The sequence below is a fragment of the Pectobacterium actinidiae genome (assembly GCF_000803315.1).
Classification (GTDB): domain Bacteria; phylum Pseudomonadota; class Gammaproteobacteria; order Enterobacterales; family Enterobacteriaceae; genus Pectobacterium; species Pectobacterium actinidiae.
On the sequence record NZ_JRMH01000001.1, the window covers coordinates 119,449 to 140,613 of the forward strand.

Sequence of the window (21,165 nt, forward strand, 5' to 3'; positions counted from 1 at the left end):
CCCCATAGACAGCTTCTCCGCGTTACCCTCGCCGTGACAAATGTGACGGCGATGCTTATCTGTTTCTTAATGTGATCCGCCTCTATTCAGACAAACCAAAATTAAAGATGCGAAGGCGTGCGGACGATACCTTATAGATTGATGTTGCTATTAATTGAGAGTGAATGGTGTTTTGCATCGCGTACAGTTTCGGGTCTGATTGGTGCTAAAAGAACATTTTTTATTACAACAATGTTAGCGTCAGAGCGTTTCGTTTCGCGATGAAATCAGGTTCACTTTCTGTTTTAACCTGTACGCAGCCATAACGCTGCGTCACTAAAAGGGCTGCACTATGCGGGAATTACTGCTTTGGGTCAGGGATCAACTGGCTGGAGCGCCGTCGGCGCCTCGCTATATGCAGCTCGCGTCGTTGCTTGAATCAGAAATCGGCCGCCGTAAGACGTTATTTGGCCAGTTTTTACCCGCCGAAAGACTGATTGCGCAGCAGTTGGGATTGTCGCGCGTAACGGTTTCCCGTTCCCTGTCTCTGCTGGAAGAAAAAGGGCTGATTGTGCGCCAGCAGGGAGTGGGAACCCGAGTGGCTCAGCGGCTTAACTACGCGTTGAGCGCTGATGATGAAGGGTTCACCGCGCTGATATTGAAACAAGGCGGCGTCGCTGGCAGCCTCTGGTTAGAAAAGGCAATACAGGTGCCGCCTGCTGCCATCGCCGCAAAAATGTCTCTGCCGGAAGGCGAGGCCGTCACTTATCTGCGGCGCGTCCGGCTCAGCAATGGTGAGCCGGTTTCGCTGGAAACGACCTGGATACCGCAAAAATTCCTGCCCGACCCGGAAGCGCTTGAGCAGTCTCTCTATCAATATTGGGTGACGCGTGGCATCACGCCGGACAAAAAACGCTATCGTTTCAAAGCGATTGCCTGTGCGGAAGAGGTTGCTGAACTTCTTGGTATTGCGGTGGCGTCACCTGCGCTGTATTGCCAACTGCATGTTTATAACGAGCGGGGTGAACTGCTGGAATACAGTGAGGCACATTGCCGTAGCGATGTGTATGAGATTCAGTTTGCCGATTAGCAGAAAAATGCCAGCACGGTGAATGCTGGCATCGACGGCGGCTTAGTCGTTTCTGGGTTCGTCAGGGTCCGAGCCCAGACGCTTCCCGCTGTCCAGCTTGGCAATTTCCCCCAGTTCGTCTTTATCCAGACGGAAATCAAACACCTCGAAGTTTTCCTTGATGCGTGCAGGCGTCACCGATTTAGGAATCACCACCAGCCCGCTGTCCAGATGCCAGCGGATCACGATCTGTGCTGGCGTTTTTCCGTATTTGCTTGCCAGTTTACGGATAATAGGGTGGTCAAAGACGCCTTCGCCACCCTGCGCCAGCGGGCTCCAGGATTCTGTCTGGATATGGTGTGTGGCGTTCCAGGAATGAAGTTGCCTTTGCTGGAGCAGAGGATGTAACTCCACCTGATCGATAACCGGCAAGACGCCCGTTTCTTCTTTTAACCGCTGTAAGTGGTGAATATGGAAATTACTGACGCCGATACTTTTCGCCAGACCTTGTTCCTGGAGTTTGATGAGCCCGCGCCAGGCATCCACGAAGGTGTTCTGTTGCGGGAGCGGCCAGTGAATCAGGTAGAGATCGATGTAATCTAACCGAAGTTTTCTCAGACTCTCTTCCAGCGCCTTTTGGGGATCGGTGTGATCGCCATTCCAGAGCTTGGTGGTGATGAATACTTCTTCACGCGGCAGATTCGCGGAACTCAGTGCCTGACCGACGGCTTCTTCGTTCTTATAGATTGCGGCGGTATCGATCGCCCGATAACCGATGGACAAGGCTTCAGTCACGGCGATCACTGTGTCCTCACTGCTTGCTCGCCAGACACCAAGGCCCAACTGGGGCATGATATTGCCGTCCGCCAGCTTAACTTTCGGTTGCGTCATCTCATTCTCCTTTTATATCCGTTAATCCATAAGCGTATCATAGGGTTAACTGGATGGGCGGCCTGTTCATATCACGGACATAGCGGAACGTGATCCCTAGCAGGAACAGGCATATGATTTCATTCTAGTAGAAAAATGCATCGGTTATACGTTGCCTGATGATAAAGGGAGCCGATTGGCTCATGCCGATCGTTTAAGCATCGAGATACACGGGGCGACCACAGGGGGAGGCCTCCCTGCGGGAACCTCCCCCTATGTTTCCCTAATAACAGGCTTAAGTGATCAGTATTAGCCGAGCGGCTCCCCTTAACAGACACAGCATTGAGGTGAGGGTATACGTGTTATTTAAACGATAGCGTTTTCTCCTGTCATTCGAATGATGGGGACGGAGAGGCTTAGCGCGCCGCTTCGTAAATCTTCTGGCTTTCTTCTAGCGTAATGTCGCGGTGCTCGCCTAGCGCAGTTAGGCCGTGTTCGCCGAGTTTGGCGACCAGCGTTGGAATGGAACTGCCATCCAACTGATAGTCAGACATGCGGGTTGGCACGCCCATTTTCTCGAAGAAATCACGCGTGGCGGCAATCGCGTTGTCGATGCGCTGATCTTCGCTACCGTCACGCAGATTCCAGACGCGCTCGGCGTATTGCAGCAGTTTGTCGCGCTTCTGGGCTTTTCTTGCTGTTAGCATGGCAGGCAGAACGATAGCCAGCGTCTGGGCATGGTCAAGACCGTGCAGCGCCGTTAATTCGTGTCCCAGCATGTGGGTTGACCAATCCTGCGGCACGCCTGCGCCAATCAGGCCATTCAACGCCATGGTAGCGCTCCACATTACATTGGCTCTGACCTTGTAGTTCTCCGGTTCAGCCAGTGCGCGCGGGCCTTCTTCAACCAGCGTCAGCAGTAAACCTTCCGCAAAACGATCCTGTACTTTGGCATCGACGGAATACGTCAGGTACTGCTCAACGGTGTGAACGAAGGCGTCGACCACGCCGTTTGCGATCTGGCGAGCGGGCAGGGTGTACGTCACGACCGGGTCAAGCACTGCGAAAAGGGGCTGCGTGTGGCGTGAGCGGAAAGCGAGCTTATCGTTGGTCGATTTACGGGTGATGACTGACCCGTTGTTGGATTCCGAGCCCGTCGCTGGCAGGGTGAGCACGGCTGCCATCGCGACGCCGCGATCGATTTCCGCCCCACCGGTTTGCAGAATGTGCCACGGATCCTGCGCGGCCTGATAATCTGCGGCAGCCGCGATAAATTTCGTGCCATCAACCACAGAACCACCGCCAACCGCCAGCAGGAAATCAATCTTCTCTGCCCGGACGACCTCGACGGCTTTCATCAGTGTTTCATAAGTCGGGTTAGGCTCAATGCCGGAAAATTCGCGTACGTTGCGGCCTTCTAAGGCGCGGTAAACCTGATCCAACACGCCATTGTGCTTCACGCTGCCGCCGCCGTAGGTGATGAGGATGCGGGCATCGGCAGGAATTTCTTTGCCTAATTCAGCAATTTGGCCTTCGCCAAACAAAATCTTGGTAGGGGTATGAAGTGTGAAATTTAGCATGAGTTATTTATCCAGTTTAAAGCCCTGTTGGAGGATCGCGGGCAAGACTTTCGGGAAGTAGATGTGCTGATAGTAACTGGCGGTGTTATCACCCCAGTTGTCGCCGTCTGCGCGGCCGGTTTGCTGCCAGTGTGCCACCAGCGTTTGGTTGTATTGCTCAATCGCCGCAGGCAGAACGTCCTGATGATAGCTTTCATCATGGCGGAAGGAATTCAGCGGCAGGCGCGGTTTCTGATGCGCTGGGGTATCAACATAGCCAATAGCGACGCCTGCAACGGGGAACGTCAGTTCAGGCAGTTCAAGAAAATCGATCATCGCCTGTGGGTCGCGACGGATACCGCCAATTGGGACGATGCCCAGTCCGAATGAGCGTGCGGCGGCCATCAGCGTGCCGAGCGCGATGCCGACATCTGTGGTGCCAGCGATCAGGCTTTCTATGCTTTCATGCGCGTGCTGCTGTTTGTCGCTCATGGCAATCCCGACCTGTGTTTTATGCATGTCCAGCACTACGGTAATGAAGACGGGCGCTTTGGCAATCCACGGCTGGCCGCCGGCCAATTCGGCAATACGTGCTTTACGTTCCGGGTCACGGGTGACGATGAGCGAGACCTGCTGAGAGTTCACGGACGTCGGTGCCAGATGGGCAGACTGAATAATGGCATCCAGCACGTCATCGGGAATCGCTTTATCAAGATAGCTACGTTCACTGCGGTGTGAGGTGAACAGCTCAATCGTTTTATTCATGTCTTTTCCCGTAGTATGAGGAGATAGCGGTATGCTCAATATTGTCATCAACCCACGTAAGACGTTCAATGCACATTTCTGTTTGGTTATTGCCTATTTCTCCAAAACACAGGAGAAAAGGGTGATAATAATTCGTAGGTATGTCATTTTGTTTCTTCTGTCAGGAGAGAGGCTTCGGGCAGGAAAAGCGAACCAGTAGCGGGATAACACTATTTTGACGCAGAGCCAATACATGTTGACGGAACGCCAAGTCATGTCGACAGAACGCCAAGGCGAGCAGCTTGTTCAGAAACAGGCAGAGCCGCAACAGACGGTGCGGCAGCGCATCGTGCAGCAAGCAATACGCTGTTCAACCAAAAGCTGGGCTACGCCGTCGCTCGTGCCGCAGGTCAAAATTCTTTATACGGAACAGCATCATCCGCGTGTGCCGGTGATGTATGAACCGACGATTGTCATCATTTTTCAGGGCCAAAAGATTGGCTATCTGGGCGGAAAAACCTTCCAGTATGACCCGGAAAACTACCTGTTGATGACCGTGCCGCTGCCGTTCGAATGTGAAACGATAGCCAGCGTCGAGCACCCGCTGGTGGGAATGGCGATCCGTATCGATATCCAGATGCTTCAGGATTTGCTGATCGACATTGGTGACGACGACAGCGCCGTCCGACCTTGTTCCTGCACATGCGGAGTGAACAGCGCGCCGCTGACCGATGAGATTCTGTGCGCCGTTGAACGGCTGCTGGATGCGATGGATAACCCGCGTGATGCCCGCGTGCTGGGCCCGACGATTGTGCGCGAGATTATCTATCATATGCTCTGTGGCGAGCGCGGTGCGGCGTTACAGGCGTTGGTGAATCGACACACGCACTTCAGCCAGATAGCCAAGTCTTTACGACGTATTGAAAACCACTACGCCGATAGCCTGAATGTGGAACAGCTGGCGGCTGAAGTGAACATGAGCGTCTCGGCGTTTCACCATAACTTTAAGGCCGTTACCAACACATCGCCGTTGCAGTACCTGAAATCCTACCGTTTGCACAAAGCACGCGTAATGATGATCAACGATGGTTTGAGAGCGGGCGTCGCGGCCGCTCGCGTTGGGTATGAGAGCGTGTCGCAGTTTAGTCGGGAATTTAAGCGCTATTTCGGTGCGACGCCGAGTGATGAAGTCACGAGAGTAAAGGCCAGTAACATGCTGGCTGAGGAAAGCTGAAGACGTTAAGAAAACGTGCCGTTGCCCGATTAGGCGACCGCACGTTTTTTGCGCCACACCACGACAGCCATGCCGATCAGGCCGCTAACCAGCAAGATAATCGGGAGCAGGATCAGCGCGGTCATGACCTGATCTTCATAGCGTTTGACCAGCGGAATGTGGCTGAGTGCGTAGCCGAGCGTGACAATCCCCCCGACCCACAGCAGCCCGCTGAGCCAGTTGAAAATCTGAAAGCGCGTATTATTTAATCCCGAAATCCCCGCCATCGTTGGCAGCAGCGTGCGGATAAACGCTAAAAAGCGGCCAACCAGCAACGCCATCAGGCCGTGGCGGTGGAACAGGTGATGGGCGCGCTGGTGGTAATGGGCGGGAAGCTGTAACAGCCAGCCTTTCACCAAACGCGTATCACTCAGCCAGCGCCCTTGCAGGTAGCTGAGCCAACAGCCGAGGCTGGCGGCGACGGTGAGCAGAATCATCGTAGGGAAAAAGCTCATCACGCCTTTGGCAATCATGGCACCGGTGAGCAGCAACAGGCTATCGCCGGGCAAAAAAGAGGCAGGGAGCAGGCCGTTTTCCAAAAATAGCGTCGTGAACAGAATGCCGTACACCACCCAAATGACGTGGGGATCGGCCAGTGCACTAAAATCCTGCTGCCAGAGCGCCTGAATAATGTCGTGAACCACACTCATATTACTTCCCACCAGTGACGATATTCACTATCTCTCAGGCTGCGGCGTGGAACGCTGTGTTACCTGAAATCTACTGCCTATCAAGTGTATATCAAGCCCTAAAATCAGTATGGGCAAAAACGCCTTGCCGCGTGATGAGAATGCGACAGGGCTTAATGCTTAATTTTGGTTAAGGTAACGCGGTTTTTTGGTAAGCGTTGACTCATGATTATCATAACGCATTACCCACCGCGCCGCAGGGGAAATCAAGATGTGGCGACTTTATGGCCGTCACATTTTCTATATTTTATTTCCTGTCGTTTGGCTGCGGTGAGCTTACCGACGCCTTGTCAGACTAAGCGTTCAGTCGGCTAAAACCTGCGGCCAGATCGTCGATCAGATCGTCACTGTCTTCAAGTCCAATATGTAACCGAATGAGAGTGCCAGTAAAATCCACACCGCCAGCAGGACGGATGGCTGCCAGATCTTCCGGCTGATTCGCCAGAATCAGCGACTCAAAGCCGCCCCAGGAGTACGCCATGCTGAAGTGTTCAAAGTTATCCAGATAGTGCGCCAGCGCCTCTTTGCTCAATTTCTCTTTCAACACAAACGAGAACAGGCCGTTGCAGCCCTTAAAGTCGCGTACGTAGAATTCATGCCCTTTGCACTCTGGTAAGGCCGGGTGGTTAACCACCGCGACTTCGGGTTGCTCCGACAGCCATTTTGCAATGCGAATGCTGCTTTCCTGATGCTGTTTGAGTCTAATGCCCAGCGTACGCAGGCCACGGCTGGCGACATAGGCGGTGTCAGCATCGACCATTTGTCCCATCAGGTAAGAGTGTTCCCGAAGTTGCGCCAGGCAGCGCTCGTTAGCGACCGCCGTACCGATCATGGCATCGGAATGCCCGACAATATATTTGGTGGCGGACTGAATGGAGATATCAATATCAAAGTCGAATGCCCTGAATAAAATACCTGCCGCCCAGGTATTATCAATCATGACAATAATGTCGGGGTTGATGCGGCGCACGGCTTGGACGATGGCGGGTACATCGTGTACTTCCATGGTGATGGAGCCGGGCGATTCGAGAAAGACGACTTTGGTATTAGGCTGGATCAATTCGGCAATACCGGCACCGATGAGTGGATCGAAATAGGTAGTGCTGACGTTCAGCTTACTGAGGACATTATTACAGAAACCCTGTGTGGGTTCATAGGCTGAACCGGTCACTAACACATGGTCACCCGCCGCGACGAAAGAGAGAATCGCGTTAGAGATAGCCGCTGCACCGCATGGATACAACACACAGCCTGCGCCGCCTTCCAGTTCGACCATCGCTTCCTGAAACGAGAAATGGGTCAACGTGCCACGGCGGCCATAGAACAGCGCTCCCTTGGCACGGTTAATCGTGGCGTGTTTTTTGTCCTGTACGGTATCGAATACCAAAGAAGACGCGCGCTGAATAACAGGGTTGACGGAGCCGTGGGTGAATTTCTTGCTGCGTCCTGCGGCGACTAATGCTGTTGCCGTTTTTTTGCTTGTCATAACCACTATCACCTTTTCTGTTCAGTCCTGCCGGATGACTCACTACGCCGATGATTACCGACGGCGAACCGTGGGGAATCGCGGGGGCATGATTGGATTTATAAGCGTTCGATTTATGAGGTCTACGTTATCACGGGTTGGGCGGAGTGTGGGCGGGTTTTGCTATTGTTGAAAATATTTCTCTTTTGGAATTAAGCAGGGAAAGCTTGATGGATAGTCGTTCAGAAGGTTGGAGAGGTGAGTTGCTTTTATGCGCGGTAAATATCGCGAATGCCCCGCAAGCACCGTGATTAAACCGGGCTTCCGGGGCAGATTACTCCATTACACGTTTTCGGTTTATTTTCCTGACCAGTTGCCGTGCAGGGACATCCGTAGACGGAAAGGGACTTTTACTCTTGCGACCGGCCCTTGAGTCCATTGAGCGGTATCGAGGATGATCAAATCCGATGTGCGTTTTCTCAGGTCGTTCATGACGCAGACGACCCATCCGTCGCCTTCCGCCGCCTGTGCATGGCGCGGAATGAAGATCGGTTCCTGAAAACATTGTGCATCGCCCGGATACCACATTTCACTTTCCCCCGTGACTACATTGATGCGGGCCAACTGGTTGAAAAACTGGAATGGTGGAGCACCGAGCGTCGCGGTATCAAAAGGCAGCTGCGGATCGTAAGCCAGCGTGAAACCGTAATGATAAGGTTTGCCGCTGTAGCGCTCATCGCATCGTGGGAATTCGCATGGGAAAGGTGTACGGGTCAGCAATTGCGGAGTGACAGTCGTATCGTCTGCGTTCAGATCAAAAGTCCAGCGCATCAGCGCCGCTTTCAGCGCTTCTGGCGGCGGGACGTAGCCGCCTTCCTCTGGGAAAAAGTAAAAGACGTTACCGTTGGTCACGGGCATATCGACGAAAATTTTGCTGCCTTCTTCATAAGCGTTAAGCGTATGCCCCTGGAAGCCGTTTGCCGGGCCGTAAAACCAGCGTACATCATCGGCGGAACCGTCCCGCGGCACGATACCGAACAGTTGTGGCAGGTCTGGCTGCCATTGGAAGTGTTGGCCGCCGCTTTTCATACGATCAAGATCGGCAGTCAGCGGAATGATGGGGAAAACGACGTAATTTTGCGTGACGGCAAAGTCGTGGATCATGGCGGCATAGGGAGCCTGAAACCAGATCTCTCGTACCAGTTTGCCTTCGGCACTGATTTCAAAATAGGCAATATCAGGCGTTGCTTCGCCTTTTGCTTCATAGGCGAAGCAAAGCAGAGCGCCTGTATCCGGATCCACTTTCGGGTGGGCAGTGAAGGTTGCCGACGTGATTTGCCCGTGAAAATCCCATTCACCCAGCGTTTCCAGCGTATCCAGATCCATTGCCCACGGTAAGGCATCTTCCTTCATTGCCAGCAGAACGCCATTATGTTCGATCACCGTCGTGTTGGCGGTGGTGTTGTTGTCGGCTGCCAGCGGGTCGTTGGTATAGACGTTGCGGTAAGTACCGTTTAAGGAGCGATGCTCACGTCGCTGTGCTTTTAGGCGTTCGGTTTCAACATAGCGCCGTTGTAGGCTGACTCTGCCGTTCTCAAAGCGGAAAGCACTGACGATACCGTCGCCGTTGAAGAAAATATCTTTGCCCAGCATCGGCGGGTAGTGAGGATCGGGAGCAACCTGATAAAAGGTGCCTTTGATCGCTTCCGGAAGCGTCCCTTCGACTTCGAGATCGACGACGCTGACTTCAACACGACTCGGTTGATAAAGTCCGGTGAATTCGGGAATGTTTGGGAATTGCAGGCTCATACAGGTGCTCTCCATTATTATGGTTTGTCTAAGAATTAGTACCTCGCCAGCGCCAGAATCGTTGAGTTTGGTGCGGGCGATACAGCGTGTAATACCTTTCATCGTGCAGTCTGTAGAAAAGCGATGCGATGAGTCGCTGTTCCGAAAGGTGGTACCTTTCAATAACTGAACGATTCCGTACAATTAATCATGGTCTGGATCAAAGATCAATATTTCCTGTACTATATCGTTCACAAAAAGTGCGGAAGAGTAGAGACATGCGTAAAAAAACAGAAGCTAGGCGTTTGCAATTCGTGATGGCGGCAGGAAAGTTATTTATGGATCATGGGTTTGCTGCGGTGACGATGGAGTCTATTGCGGCGGAGGCGACCAGCTCTAAAGTGACGCTGTATAACTACTTTTCCTCCAAGGAAGCGCTGTTTGAAGCCTATCTTCTCGAAGCGGGCAAGGGAATGGTGGAGCGACTGCTGGATTCGTCAACGAATGGTCAGACGCGCGACGAAACGCTGCACCATCTGGGACGATCCTATCTGGAACTGGTGACGAAACCCGATATTGTGGCGTTAAACCGTCTGACGATCGGCGAAGCCGGGCGTTTCCCTGAATTATCGCGCCTGTTCTATACGCTGGGCCCAAAGAGAACACTTTCCAGTATCGAAGAAGTCATGAGCCAACTGATGGAAAAAGGATGGATACGTCAGGCTGAAGTACGTAAGGTCTCCCTGCATTTTAAAGCGCTGTGTGAGGCGGAAATGCTGGAAAGGATATTGTGGGGTCTCGAACCGGTTGAGGTTGAACCTGACGTGCTGGAAGCCGCTGCTCTATCTGGCGTGGAAGCATTTATTCAGCTGTATGGTAAGGAATAGAACACGGGAGGCACCATAGGATTGCCGGAATCCTATGGTGTTTATTGCCTGTCGTTTCCCCCGTCTAACAGACGAGGGGGTTACACAACGCATTGATCGCAAATCTATATTTACGGATTAATGAGCATCACTGAGCGTTAACCCGTATGAACACCAAAGAATTTGGGCAACCAGAGCGAGATAGCCGGAATATAGGTGACCAGCATCAGCACAAAGAAAAGTCCGCAGTAGAAGGGCAGCATCGCTTTAACGACCTGTTCTATCTTCTGCTTACTCACCGCACTGGCGACGAAGAGTACCGACCCTACCGGCGGGGTAATCAGGCCGATCCCGAGGTTCACCAGCATGATCATACCGAAATGCACCGGATCGATGCCGAGCGAGTGGGCGACAGGCAGCAGAACGGGCGTCAGGATCAAGATCAGCGGTGCCATGTCCATCAGCGTACCGACCAACAGCAGCATGATGTTAATCCACATCAGAATGACGTACTTGTTATCCGAAATAGAGGTGAAAAACTCGGTAATGCGGCTCGGTAGCTGCATGTAGGTCATGATGGCACCGAACGCGGCAGCGAAGCCGATCAGGATCATCACGATCGTGACGGTTTTTACCGTGCGGTACATCAGCTTGGGCAGTTCTGACCACTTATAATCTTTATAGATAAACATGGTCACGAAGAAGGACCACAGGCAGGCGATGGCCGCAGACTCGGTCGCGGTAAAAATACCAGACAGAATCCCGCCCATGATGATGACTACCGTCATCAATCCCCACAGAGTATCGACAAAGATTTTCAGCGCCTGACGGAACGGTACGCGTTCGCCTTTGGGATAGCCCCGCCGATGGGCGAAACCGACGCACATCACCATCAGAGTCAGGCTGAGCAGCAGACCGGGCAGGATCCCTGCGATAAACAGCGAGGCAATCGAAACCGTGCCGCCGGTTGCCAGTGAGTAGATCACGGAGTTATGGCTCGGTGGCGTCAGAATCGCCTGCACGGAGCCGCTGGCGGTGACGGCGGCAGAGAAATCACGCGGGTAACCCTTCTTCTCCATTTCCGGGATCATCACTGAACCGATAGAAGCCGTATCTGCCACGGAGGAGCCGGATATCGCGCCGAAAAACGTCGAGGCGACGATGTTAACCAGCGACAAGCCGCCGCGAATAAAGCCGACAAAGATGTAAGCGAAGCTGACCAGCCGACGGGCGATGCCGCCTTCTGCCATAATGGCACCCGCCAGAATGAAGAAGGGGATGGCCAGCAGCGAAAATTTGTTCACGCCGTTGGTAATCTGGATCATGACCGCCTCAAGCGGCAGCTCGATCCAGAAAGCACCAACAATCGCGCTCAACCCTACCGCGTAAGCGACGGGAACGCCGACCGCCAACAGCACGGCTAGCGCAGCAATAAGAATAAATGCATCCATGGTATTGGCTCCGAATTAAGAACTGCCAAGCATTACCACAGGGCGCTTATCCTGCGGGCCGAAAAACATTTTTTCGATGATAAAGAGTACGGTGATGAACGAACCGATAGGCAGGGGTAAATAACTTTCACCTGCGGTTAATAATGGAAATTCCGCAACGGGCTGTTCCCATAATTCTATGCAGAGCACGGCGCTGTAATAGAGAATAAACAGGCTAATTAAAAGCATCAGGATATTCGACAGATGAACGCAAATCTTCTTACCGGATTCTGGCAATCTGTCGGTCAACATACTGACGGCAATATGTGAGTTAGAACGGTAACTGACTGCTGCACCGACGAAAGTAAACGTCACCATACAAATAATTGAAATGGGTTCTGGCCAGGATAATGCCGCATTTAAAACATAGCGTGCGAATATGCCAATAGGAATTATTAGCGTCATAATTAATAACGCCAGACCAGAAACCCACATGGCAAGACGATAGAGTACATCCATACTTGATAGATAAGATTGTGCCATTGTGCCGCCTATATTCGCTAAACAATAAGCGAAGGGGGATTGTTGATATCAAGGGCGGATAAATAGAGCGCTATTTATGACGTCGCTGACAAGTCCGTCGAACGGTGATAATGGATAAGTCTTCCATTATTACCGTTTTCATTTCGTAAGCCGGTTCGTCAATCGTCTGCTATTTATCCGCTGGAATACGGTCTCGATTATTGGACGTCGGCGACGGCTTTAATCAACTCCTGATATTTGGCACCAAATTGATCGCGTACAGGCTGCGTAGCTTTGAAATAGTACTCGGTATCAATATCATGGAACTGAACGCCACCGGCCTTCATTTTATCCAGAGATTGCTGAGTATATTCATTCCACAGTACGCGCTGTTCTTGCTGTGCTTCCTTCGCCAGTTTCAGGATAAGATCCTGATCCTCTTTAGAAAGTTTGTCCCATTTGGTTTTGGAATACAGGAACAGCTCAGGAATAATGAAGTGACGGCTCCAGGTGAAATTCTTGGCAACAGGCATGTAGTTATGCGCAACATAGGTCGGCGGATTATTTTCTGTGCCGTCAATCACGCCGGTTTGCATGCCGCTGAAGACTTCGCTGGTGCCCATGGCGATGGCGTTAGCGCCCATAGCTTTCAACGTTGCGAGAGCAACCTGACTGGTTTGAACGCGAATTTTCATGCCTTTGAGGTCTTCAGGTTTTGCAACAGGCTGTTTGGTAATTAAATTACGCGTTCCTGCATCCATCCAGCCCAGAAAAATCAATTTTGATTTACTGCTATGGGTAATTTTGTCACCAATTTCCTGACCAATTTTTCCATCCAGCACTTTGTGAAGATGATCTTCATCACGGAAAATATAGGGCAGGGTGAAGACTTCTATTTCTGGTAAAATAGCGGCAACAGGCGTCATTGATACACGGATAATATCAATTGCACCGAGCTGTGCCTGCTCAATCATTTGTTTCTCATCACCTAATACGCCGCCAGGAAAGGTTTTAATTTCCAGCCTGCCATTCGTTGCCGCTTTTAATTTCTCTCCCATTTTTTGGACAGCAACGACATTAGGGTAACCTTCAGGGTGAACATCGGAGGCTTTAATTTGTTGTGCCTGAATTGCTTGACTCATCAGTAATGCAGTAGAGCCCAGACAAACGCCGATCAATGCTTTCGACAGCTTCATTGAGTTATCTCCAGAGGTAGGGTGACATTATCGATAATCAAATGGTGATCTAAAAATATAAACCCATGAAAAATAGAGTAATGAATAGTGGGTTTACTGGCGAGAGGACGGCGTCCTTGTGTTGGCTATTATCGTGGCGCGCGTCGATATTCTCTATGGGTAAGCTAACCTATTATACAACTTCGTAGAATGACTCGTGTCACAAAAGAAAAAGCTAATATGAAATGCTGTTTTATATGGATTTTATTCCTGAATTATTAATCTATATATGCGTAACATGGTGTTTTTATTTATCTTATTGTGTACATGTGTTTCTGTATATTTCATTAAACTTATCTCCACCTACCATAAAATGGTGTGATAACTTAATGTCGATCACAAAAACCTCACGGTATAAGGCTACGTTTCAGGTGAGAACCTGCGGCTATCTCCTGCCAGGGATATTCCCGAATGCTATTTTTCATGACTTTTTTATGCCTTTCCTGTCGATGTGTAGGTAATACCCCTAAAAACCCTGTCAGAACGCAAGAAAAAGTGTGTTATCTGGTGTAAATAATAATGAGAACGACTATCAATTCGTTCAGGGTTTGGTATCATTTCAGGCTGCGTTATTGCGGCATTATACCTGCGGGTATGTGCAGGTATTGTACAGAATGAACGGTGGAGGCACAGCGTGAAGACGGCTGTCAGTAATACAACTCAACAGGTGTTATCAACCTGGCAAAAAAAACGTGGCGCGTTCAGCGTATTTTCCCGTAGCGTGCTGGTTATCCTGCTGTGTACGGCGGGACTAAGTGGAAATGCGTTTGCGGCCCCGGCAACGACGCCGTTGTCGACACAGAATGCAGCGCCAGCCGCTCAACCTGCTGCGTCGCCTTCCGCCCCTGTGACGACTGATGCACAAGCCCCGACCTCTGCGCTTACGCTTCCTGCCAGTGCGGCACCGGGCACCAATAACCTGATGAAAACCGATTTATCCGTCTGGGGTATGTACCAGCACGCGGATGCCGTGGTGAAAACGGTGATGATCGGTTTGCTGCTGGCCTCCGTGATTACCTGGGCGATCTTCTTTAGTAAAAGCGTTGAGATGTCTGGCGCGAAACGTCGCCTGCGCCGCGAGTATCTGGCGCTGGAACAGGCGAAAACGCTCGACGATGCGCTGGAAACGGCCGACGTATTCAAAGCAGGCAGCGTTGCACAGCAACTGTTGGTTGATGCGCAGAACGAACTGGAGCTTTCCGCACGTTCTGATGACAACAATGGGATTAAAGAGCGCACCGCGTTTCGTCTGGAGCGTCGCGTGGCGGCTACCGGACGTCACATGGGGCGTGGTAACGGCTATCTGGCAACGGTCGGTGCAGTTGCGCCGTTCGTGGGCTTGTTTGGTACGGTATGGGGCATCATGAACAGCTTCATCGGTATCGCACAGACGCAAACGACTAATCTGGCGGTGGTCGCGCCGGGGATCGCAGAAGCCCTGCTGGCGACGGCGATTGGTCTGGTTGCCGCGATCCCTGCGGTTGTCATCTATAACGTCTTCGCACGTTCGATTGCCAGCTACAAAGCGATGGTCGGCGATGTGGCTGCACAGGTCTTGCTGCTGCAAAGTCGCGATCTCGATGTCGCTGCGAGCAACGATAACCGGGCGTCTTCAGCAGCGCATAAACTGCGGGTGGGTTAAGTCATGGCGATGCATTTGAAGGAGGACGTGAGTGATGACGGTGAAATGCATGATATTAACGTCACGCCGTTCATTGACGTCATGCTGGTTCTGCTGATTATCTTTATGGTGGCGGCCCCCTTGGCAACGGTAGATATTCGTGTCGATCTGCCAGCCTCATCGGCAGCACCGCAACCACGACCGGAAAAACCGCTCTATCTGACGGTAAAAGCGGATAAGCAAATGTTCCTGGGGGAAGAGGCGATTAATGAACAGTCTCTGGCTCAGGTACTGGATGCGAAAACCAGCGCCAATAAAGAAACGACTATCTTCTTTCAGGCAGATAAAAGCGTCGATTATGAAACCATCATGAGCGTGATGGATTCGCTGCGTAAAGCAGGCTACCTCAAGGTAGGTCTGGTCGGTGCGGAAACCGCTGCCGCTAAATAACGGCTGCGGTTGGTATTTCAAGAAGGAATGCAGGGGAAATTCAAGCCGCGTTCCTTTTTTTACGTCTACAGGTTTATGTCTATACCCGAAATAATGCGAGTTTCAGGACACAACATTAACGTGTTGAACAACGCAAAGTGTTAGCCTAGGTCCGTGAGTCAGGATGACGCCAGTGAATACGCGTCGGGATATAGCGTTGATCTTCTTCAAGCAGCTGTTGTGCAATCAGGCTGGTTACCATCTCAAAGCTGCTGCGCGCGAGGTTTTCACAATCCTGCGCCACGGTATCGATCTTCAGCGGTAAGCAATCAAACAGATAGTGATCGTCAAAGCAGCACAGTCGAATGCCGCTTTCCATCAGGTTATGCTGGTTCATATAACGCAACACACCTTCCATCAGGCCACAGGCGGCAACAAATAGCGCTTTTGGCGGACGACCCAGTGTTGCACACAGCTGAGCAAACATTTCATAACCCGCGCTGGGGTGATAGCTGCCGTGAATAATCCACTCCGGCTTGCAGTCGATGCCTGCGCGCGTTAGTCCAAGCTGGAAGCCTTCCAGACGGTGGCGAGTCGGGGAAATTCGCGGCTGGCCTCCAAGGAAATAGAACTCATCACGATGTTGGCGGGCGATACGCTCGACCATTTCCGCCGTGGATTCTACTGCTTCGGAAATGACCATCGGCAGTGTGGAGTCACCAATTACCCGGTCAAATTGTACGACGGGCAATTGCTGATTAATTTTCTGATATTCGACATCGCTTAACAGACTGGAAGCGACAATCAGGCCATCGACCTGACGCTGCACCAGACTGTTGACCGCCATCATCTCCTGACTGGCGTTTTCGTCGGTGCAGGCAATCAGCAGCTGTAGCCCCGCTTCACGGCACAGCATTTCCAACTCGCGGGAAATCACGGCAAAGCCGTAGTTGGTCATTTCCGGCACGACCAGCCCCAGCGTGTTGCTGCGTGAGGAACGCAGCGAACGGGCGTGAATACTGGGCTGATAACGTTGTTCGTGCGCGACGGCTAAAATGCGGTCGCGAGTTTCATCAGAAACGCGAAACTCTTTGCTACGTCCGTTGAGCACCAGACTGGCGGTGGATTTTGATACACCGGCCAGCGCGGCGATGTCACTGATTGTTATGCGTTTAGTCGGTTTCACCGCGAGGTCTGCTATCAGAAAAAAGGGACGTTATTCTATCACGCATGGCGCTAACAGCCAGTGCTGTAGCGTTAATCGCCCAGAACCGCTAAACGTCATGGTTGCCTCGCTTTCCGGGAAATAACGTGCAGACATCACGGCTTCGCCGTCGTTGATAAAAATTTCAATGCTTGAGCGATCGCACAGGATCTGCAATTGGCTCAGGTCACCGCGCCAGTAGCGATGCTCGGGCTCGCCGGTGCGACGGTTACGTCGGCTCAGCGTCACGCGTTCACCGTCCCAGCAGAGAACCAACTGGGAGGCGAAGTTGAGCTGGAATTCTCCCTCCACGGTGATGAGGATTTCCGCGCTGCTAGCGTGAACCGGAGACGCGTAATCTGCAGCACCATGCCAGGTGTAATGCCGTCTGCGCAGTTGTTGCAGTTCGCGTGCAGGACGTTGATAAACGCGATCGCCATGCAGCGTGAGTTCACGCGGACAGGTCATGGTATGGATCCAGCCATGTTCGATCGTGGGTTCAAAAAACTCATTGTCGTCAGGAATCGACATCCAGCCGAATAACAGGCGTCGCCCGTCTTCACTCAACGTCGTTTGCGGTGCGTAAAACTCAAAGCCGAGATCCAGCTCGTGGAAATCCTGATGAGGGTACGTGCCGTTTTCATAATTGAGTGAGCCAATGAAATAGCCCGCCTGGAAGGTGTTCAGGTAGCGTTCCTCCTCGGCGGGAACCCCCTGTGGGCAGCAAATCAGTACGTCTTTGCCATCCAATGGGAACAAGTCTGGGCACTCCCACATGTAGCCAAAATCACCGAGTCCGCCCTGACGGGAACCTGCGATCTCGCCGAGCTTTTCCCACGCCAACAGATCGGCGGAACGGTAGAGCAGCACTTTTCCTTGTAGGTCGAGATCCTGTGCGCCTAGCACCATGTACCAGTAGTCGTCATGACGCCATACTTTGGGGTCGCGAACGTGGCCAGTGTAGCCATCTGGCAGCGTCAGAACCGCTCCCAGTTTGTCATATTCACCGTTAGGATTCTCACGGGCGAGACACTGAAACGCGGTGCGTGAGCCATCATCGTATTTCACATTACCCGTGTACATCAGCATGATCGCACCCTGATCCACCACGGCGGAACCGGAGTAACAGCCGTGACTTTCATAAGTCTCGCTTGGCACCAACGCGACGGGTTCATGCGCCCAGTTCACCAGATCGGCGGAACTCCAGTGCCCCCAGAATTTCGCTCCGTGGGCACAGGACAAAGGATTCCACTGATAAAACAGATGGTAACGCCCGTTATGATGAATAAATCCGTTCGGATCGTTCAGAAGACCTACGCACGGGGACAAATGCCATTCCGGGCGATACGGATCTTCCTGTTTCCGTGAGTAACCTGACATCAGGGCGTGCGCCATGCGCTTTAGTAAGTGGACTTCCTTCATTATTCGCTATCCGTTTTATATTTCAGCAGTAAGGAAATGATAAAGGCGGCACCGAACGCAATTAACATCCCAATCAGGTAGTTAAGCATCGATCCCCCTTGCACAATAGCCAGCCCCGGAAAACCGGTCAGCCCGACGGCCGTCATATTGACGTGATTGAATACGACCCACGCGCCACCGAGCGCACCGCCTGCCAGTGCCGCCAGAAATGGTTTAATGAAGCGCAGGTTGATACCAAATATCGCGGCTTCTGTGATGCCCAGTAGGCAAGAAAGCCCGGCAGGAACGGCAATCGCCCGGGTTTTGGCATCACGCGTTTTGAAGTACACCGCCAGACACGCGCCGCCCTGTGCCACGTTCGCCATCGCCCAAATGGGCAGCAGGAAGTTAACGCCGATATTCGGGTTGCCAAGCAGTCCGGCTTCAATCGCATGGAAGCTGTGGTGGACACCCGTGATCACGATGACGGAATAGAGGCCACCGAACAGTAAACCGGCCAGCCAGCCAGCGTGAGCAATCAAGGTGCTGAGAACCAAAGAAATGCCATCGCCCAGTGCCCGCCCGGCAGGCCCGATGAGCAGCATGGCGACAAACCCGGAAATGATGACCGTCAGGAACGGCGTGACGATGATGTCCAGCGCGTCCGGTACGACTTTACGCAGGCGCTTTTCCACGATGCTCATGAACCAGACGGCGAGCAGGACCGGAAACACGGTGCCTTGATAGCCGATCATGGCGATGTCCATGCCGAAGAAATGCATGGTCTGGAAGCCCCCGGCGACGCCCCAGGCGTTGGTCAGCGCTGGGTGAGTCAGAATGCCGCCCAGCGTCGCACCCAGATAAGGGTTACCGCCGAATTCCCGCGCAGCGGTGAAACCGATCAGAACAGGCAGGATAATAAATGCAGCGGAGCTGAACATATCCAGCATTACGAAGATCGCGCTGCTGGAATCGACCCAGCCGTAGGTCTTGATCATGCCGAGAAGCCCCATCAGCAGACCGGAAGCGATAATCGCTGGCATGATGGGGACGAAGATATTCGAGAGCAGGCGCGCCAGTCGTTGCAGCGGGTTCAGCTTTTTCGCCGCGATGGAAGCGGCTTCAGATTTACTTGATTCACTGATGCCTGCCGCTTTGATGAACTCGGCATACACTTTGTTAACCAGCCCGGTGCCGAAAATGATCTGCATTTGCCCGGCGTTTTGGAAGCAGCCTTTAACGCCGTCGACGTTCTCGATCGCTTTTTTGTCTGCCAGACTGTCGTCATTCAGCACCAGACGCAGGCGAGTCGCGCAGTGGGCTGCACTGGCGATATTCTCTTTTCCGCCGAGAAGGGGGATGAGCGCGGCGGCGGTTGTGTTGATATCCATGTTATTCCTCTCGCTATGCACTTTCTTTGGCGTCGATTAACGTGTAATCGACGCCAAGGTCAGGCCATTATTAGAACCAGGTTTCCATCTGGATACCGAAATTCCATTCGCCGCCTGCTTTAAAGCCGGTGGAGCCAAACGTATCTTCACTGGAGTAGTTATCCAGTCGTTTATCCCAGTCCATATAGCTGGCAAATACGCGCAGTTCAGGGCGGCTAAAGAAGTTGCCGATATCGCCAACCTTGAATGTCGGTGCGAAGGTCAGCTTGTAGAAGCCGCCGCTAACCTGATTCAGGCTTCGATAGCCGCGCGGATCGAGATCCATGTATTGATAGCTGCCTTCATAGGCCAGTGCAAAGTTTTCGGTGATTTCCTGAATCAGGCGCGCATTAAATGTCACCCATTCGTAGCTATCGCCGTTGACGTAACGGTCTTTACTGGTCTGAGCCAGAATGGACGGGGCGAAACTCCAGGTTTTGTTCAGTGCTGTTGTACCGTAGGTCGCAAAGCGCCAGGTGTTGGCATCATTGGTCAGGTTGCCATCGGCGCCGATGTTTTTCACTTCGCCGCCCAGCCCATGACCATAGAGGATCGCCGTTTTTGATGTCCCGTCGCGCAAGCCGTAGAAGCTGTCGCCGTGGTAAGCCACCATCGCGTGATAGCCTTTGTCGCCCGCATTGGTATTGGTGACGGTGAGGTTATCGCGGCTTGTACCGGTATTTTCTTTGACGTCGTTATTTTTAGCGGTTAATCCGCTCAGCATAAACTGGAATGGCCCGGCGTAGTTGTTGGCGGTAAAGACGTAGTTTTTGATGTCGTTATCCAGCGAGGTAATTTCACCGAGGCTGCGGCCATACAGCGAGAAGTTACTCTTGGCGCTATCCGCCCATTTCACGTCATAGATCCCGCCGCCGGTACCCGCGAGGAAGACCACGTCGCTATCCAGCCAGTGAATATCGAAGTTATCGCGATCGAAGCGTTTACCCGCCCACAGCGTGGTGTCCTTAAAGGCACCCGTGAAGGTTGGCAGTGAGCCTAGCTCGACGAACGCTTCACGGATATTCAGGTCGCTGGTGGTCGCCGTCCAGTCGTTATAGCTGCGCTGGCCGTCCGCCATCATCACCTTGAAGCGGGTGGTGGCACCGTTATCCAGTTTTTGTTTGTGCTCCAGTTTGATTTCGACGTAGGTGTCGTCTTCATTGCCTAAACGACCAATATGTCCGCCAGTCTGACCGGCAGGGGACATGCCCGGCCCGATATCGGTTTTGGAACTGGTGGCAGAATCATTGATCGACAGGCCAGAACGCGCGTAGCCGTGGAATTCAAATCCATCGGCGAACGATTTCTGCTTGGCCAGCGCCGTCGTGCGCTGTTCCACCTGCTGAGTTTTCTGTTCAGTTTGCGTAGTGCGGGTGGCGAGCTGCTGGGTTTGTTTTTCAGCGGCGTCGGCTCTGGCCTCGGCGGCCTGAGCACGGGCTTCAGCCTGTTGCAAACGCTGTTCCATAGCGTTCAGGCGTGCTTCGATACTGTCGGTGTTGGCAGCGGAAACATAAAACGGGGAGGAGAGTAATAATCCTATCGTCACAGCAAGGTGGCTTGGTTTCATTTTTTCGTTCTCGTCGTGAAGGAG

General features: G+C 52.5%; 18 protein-coding genes. 5 read left to right on the plus strand and 13 right to left on the minus strand.

Annotated elements, in window-relative coordinates; translation table 11 throughout:
• Positions 1-331 precede the first annotated feature (331 nt).
• Complete coding sequence (locus tag KKH3_RS00550; RefSeq protein ID WP_039354730.1) at positions 332-1,069, plus strand: GntR family transcriptional regulator; 738 nt, start codon at positions 332-334, stop codon at positions 1,067-1,069.
• Between the two features lie 42 nt (positions 1,070-1,111).
• Here the strand turns inward: KKH3_RS00550 and dkgA are convergent, their stop codons facing one another.
• The 3 genes from dkgA to KKH3_RS00565 form a co-directional block, all read right to left on the minus strand.
• Entirely contained in the window at positions 1,112-1,939 is an 828-nt protein-coding gene (gene dkgA / locus KKH3_RS00555; protein ID WP_039354732.1) for a 2,5-didehydrogluconate reductase DkgA, read from the minus strand.
• A gap of 395 nt (positions 1,940-2,334) precedes the next feature.
• Positions 2,335-3,498, minus strand: coding sequence for an alcohol dehydrogenase (yqhD, locus tag KKH3_RS00560; protein ID WP_039354733.1), 1,164 nt, complete (start codon positions 3,496-3,498; stop codon positions 2,335-2,337).
• 3 nt (positions 3,499-3,501) lie between these two features.
• Positions 3,502-4,242: an NADPH-dependent oxidoreductase gene (locus tag KKH3_RS00565; protein WP_039354734.1), complete on the minus strand. Its 741-nt coding sequence runs from the start codon at positions 4,240-4,242 to the stop codon at positions 3,502-3,504.
• Positions 4,243-4,495: 253 nt separating this feature from the next.
• Here KKH3_RS00565 and KKH3_RS00570 point away from each other — a divergent pair, with 253 nt between their 5' ends.
• Positions 4,496-5,455 carry an AraC family transcriptional regulator gene (locus KKH3_RS00570; protein WP_052201267.1) on the plus strand — a complete coding sequence of 320 codons (960 nt, stop codon included), beginning with the start codon at positions 4,496-4,498 and terminating at the stop codon, positions 5,453-5,455.
• Positions 5,456-5,484: 29 nt separating this feature from the next.
• On the opposite strand, the gene KKH3_RS00575 is transcribed toward KKH3_RS00570, so the two are convergent.
• From KKH3_RS00575 to KKH3_RS00585, 3 genes are all read right to left on the minus strand, one after another.
• Positions 5,485-6,144 (minus strand): DedA family protein, encoded by a 660-nt coding sequence (locus KKH3_RS00575; RefSeq protein WP_039354736.1) that lies wholly within the window; start codon positions 6,142-6,144, stop codon positions 5,485-5,487.
• Positions 6,145-6,478: 334 nt separating this feature from the next.
• Positions 6,479-7,669: a cystathionine beta-lyase gene (gene metC / locus KKH3_RS00580; RefSeq protein ID WP_039354737.1), complete on the minus strand. Its 1,191-nt coding sequence runs from the start codon at positions 7,667-7,669 to the stop codon at positions 6,479-6,481.
• A 336-nt stretch (positions 7,670-8,005) separates the two neighbouring features.
• Positions 8,006-9,457, minus strand: a complete 1,452-nt coding sequence (locus KKH3_RS00585) for a carotenoid oxygenase family protein (RefSeq protein ID WP_039354738.1) — start codon at positions 9,455-9,457, stop codon at positions 8,006-8,008.
• A gap of 257 nt (positions 9,458-9,714) precedes the next feature.
• Between KKH3_RS00585 and KKH3_RS00590 the strand changes: the two genes are divergently transcribed.
• Positions 9,715-10,323, plus strand: coding sequence for a TetR/AcrR family transcriptional regulator (locus tag KKH3_RS00590; protein ID WP_039354742.1), 609 nt, complete (start codon positions 9,715-9,717; stop codon positions 10,321-10,323).
• Between the two features lie 137 nt (positions 10,324-10,460).
• Here the strand turns inward: KKH3_RS00590 and KKH3_RS00595 are convergent, their stop codons facing one another.
• The 3 genes from KKH3_RS00595 to KKH3_RS00605 form a co-directional block, all read right to left on the minus strand.
• Positions 10,461-11,753 (minus strand): TRAP transporter large permease, encoded by a 1,293-nt coding sequence (locus KKH3_RS00595; RefSeq protein WP_039354744.1) that lies wholly within the window; start codon positions 11,751-11,753, stop codon positions 10,461-10,463.
• 15 nt (positions 11,754-11,768) lie between these two features.
• Positions 11,769-12,275: a TRAP transporter small permease gene (locus KKH3_RS00600; protein WP_039354747.1), complete on the minus strand. Its 507-nt coding sequence runs from the start codon at positions 12,273-12,275 to the stop codon at positions 11,769-11,771.
• A 197-nt stretch (positions 12,276-12,472) separates the two neighbouring features.
• Positions 12,473-13,450, minus strand: coding sequence for a TRAP transporter substrate-binding protein (locus KKH3_RS00605; RefSeq protein ID WP_039354750.1), 978 nt, complete (start codon positions 13,448-13,450; stop codon positions 12,473-12,475).
• 673 nt (positions 13,451-14,123) lie between these two features.
• Here KKH3_RS00605 and exbB point away from each other — a divergent pair.
• The gene (gene exbB, locus KKH3_RS00610) at positions 14,124-15,131 is read left to right on the plus strand and encodes a tol-pal system-associated acyl-CoA thioesterase (RefSeq protein ID WP_076995001.1); all 1,008 of its coding nucleotides are present in this window, start codon (positions 14,124-14,126) and stop codon (positions 15,129-15,131) included.
• 3 nt (positions 15,132-15,134) lie between these two features.
• Complete coding sequence (gene exbD / locus KKH3_RS00615) at positions 15,135-15,560, plus strand: TonB system transport protein ExbD (protein ID WP_039354753.1); 426 nt, start codon at positions 15,135-15,137, stop codon at positions 15,558-15,560.
• A 145-nt stretch (positions 15,561-15,705) separates the two neighbouring features.
• Here exbD and KKH3_RS00620 read toward each other — a convergent pair whose 3' ends face one another.
• The 4 genes from KKH3_RS00620 to KKH3_RS00635 all read right to left on the minus strand — a co-directional run bounded on the left by KKH3_RS00620 (position 15,706) and on the right by KKH3_RS00635 (position 21,141).
• Positions 15,706-16,725: a LacI family DNA-binding transcriptional regulator gene (locus KKH3_RS00620; protein ID WP_039354755.1), complete on the minus strand. Its 1,020-nt coding sequence runs from the start codon at positions 16,723-16,725 to the stop codon at positions 15,706-15,708.
• A gap of 30 nt (positions 16,726-16,755) precedes the next feature.
• On the minus strand, positions 16,756-18,165 hold the full coding sequence (locus KKH3_RS00625; protein ID WP_039354758.1) for a glycoside hydrolase family 32 protein: 1,410 nt from the start codon (positions 18,163-18,165) through the stop codon (positions 16,756-16,758).
• On the minus strand, positions 18,165-19,535 hold the full coding sequence (locus KKH3_RS00630; protein ID WP_039354761.1) for a sucrose-specific PTS transporter subunit IIBC: 1,371 nt from the start codon (positions 19,533-19,535) through the stop codon (positions 18,165-18,167). The genes KKH3_RS00625 and KKH3_RS00630 overlap by 1 nt, the downstream gene beginning before the upstream one ends.
• Positions 19,536-19,605: 70 nt before the next feature.
• Complete coding sequence (locus KKH3_RS00635) at positions 19,606-21,141, minus strand: carbohydrate porin (RefSeq protein WP_039354765.1); 1,536 nt, start codon at positions 21,139-21,141, stop codon at positions 19,606-19,608.
• Positions 21,142-21,165: the final 24 nt, after the last annotated feature.

Coding starts and splice junctions, on each gene's coding strand:
- KKH3_RS00550 (WP_039354730.1), top strand. CDS start 332: ATGCGGGAATTACTGCTTTGGGTCAGGGATCAACTGGCTGGAGCGCCG.
- dkgA (WP_039354732.1), bottom strand. CDS start 1,939: ATGACGCAACCGAAAGTTAAGCTGGCGGACGGCAATATCATGCCCCAG.
- yqhD (WP_039354733.1), bottom strand. CDS start 3,498: ATGCTAAATTTCACACTTCATACCCCTACCAAGATTTTGTTTGGCGAA.
- KKH3_RS00565 (WP_039354734.1), bottom strand. CDS start 4,242: ATGAATAAAACGATTGAGCTGTTCACCTCACACCGCAGTGAACGTAGC.
- KKH3_RS00570 (WP_052201267.1), top strand. CDS start 4,496: ATGTCGACAGAACGCCAAGGCGAGCAGCTTGTTCAGAAACAGGCAGAG.
- KKH3_RS00575 (WP_039354736.1), bottom strand. CDS start 6,144: ATGAGTGTGGTTCACGACATTATTCAGGCGCTCTGGCAGCAGGATTTT.
- metC (WP_039354737.1), bottom strand. CDS start 7,669: ATGACAAGCAAAAAAACGGCAACAGCATTAGTCGCCGCAGGACGCAGC.
- KKH3_RS00585 (WP_039354738.1), bottom strand. CDS start 9,457: ATGAGCCTGCAATTCCCAAACATTCCCGAATTCACCGGACTTTATCAA.
- KKH3_RS00590 (WP_039354742.1), top strand. CDS start 9,715: ATGCGTAAAAAAACAGAAGCTAGGCGTTTGCAATTCGTGATGGCGGCA.
- KKH3_RS00595 (WP_039354744.1), bottom strand. CDS start 11,753: ATGGATGCATTTATTCTTATTGCTGCGCTAGCCGTGCTGTTGGCGGTC.
- KKH3_RS00600 (WP_039354747.1), bottom strand. CDS start 12,275: ATGGCACAATCTTATCTATCAAGTATGGATGTACTCTATCGTCTTGCC.
- KKH3_RS00605 (WP_039354750.1), bottom strand. CDS start 13,450: ATGAAGCTGTCGAAAGCATTGATCGGCGTTTGTCTGGGCTCTACTGCA.
- exbD (WP_039354753.1), top strand. CDS start 15,135: ATGGCGATGCATTTGAAGGAGGACGTGAGTGATGACGGTGAAATGCAT.
- KKH3_RS00625 (WP_039354758.1), bottom strand. CDS start 18,165: ATGAAGGAAGTCCACTTACTAAAGCGCATGGCGCACGCCCTGATGTCA.
- KKH3_RS00630 (WP_039354761.1), bottom strand. CDS start 19,535: ATGGATATCAACACAACCGCCGCCGCGCTCATCCCCCTTCTCGGCGGA.
- KKH3_RS00635 (WP_039354765.1), bottom strand. CDS start 21,141: ATGAAACCAAGCCACCTTGCTGTGACGATAGGATTATTACTCTCCTCC.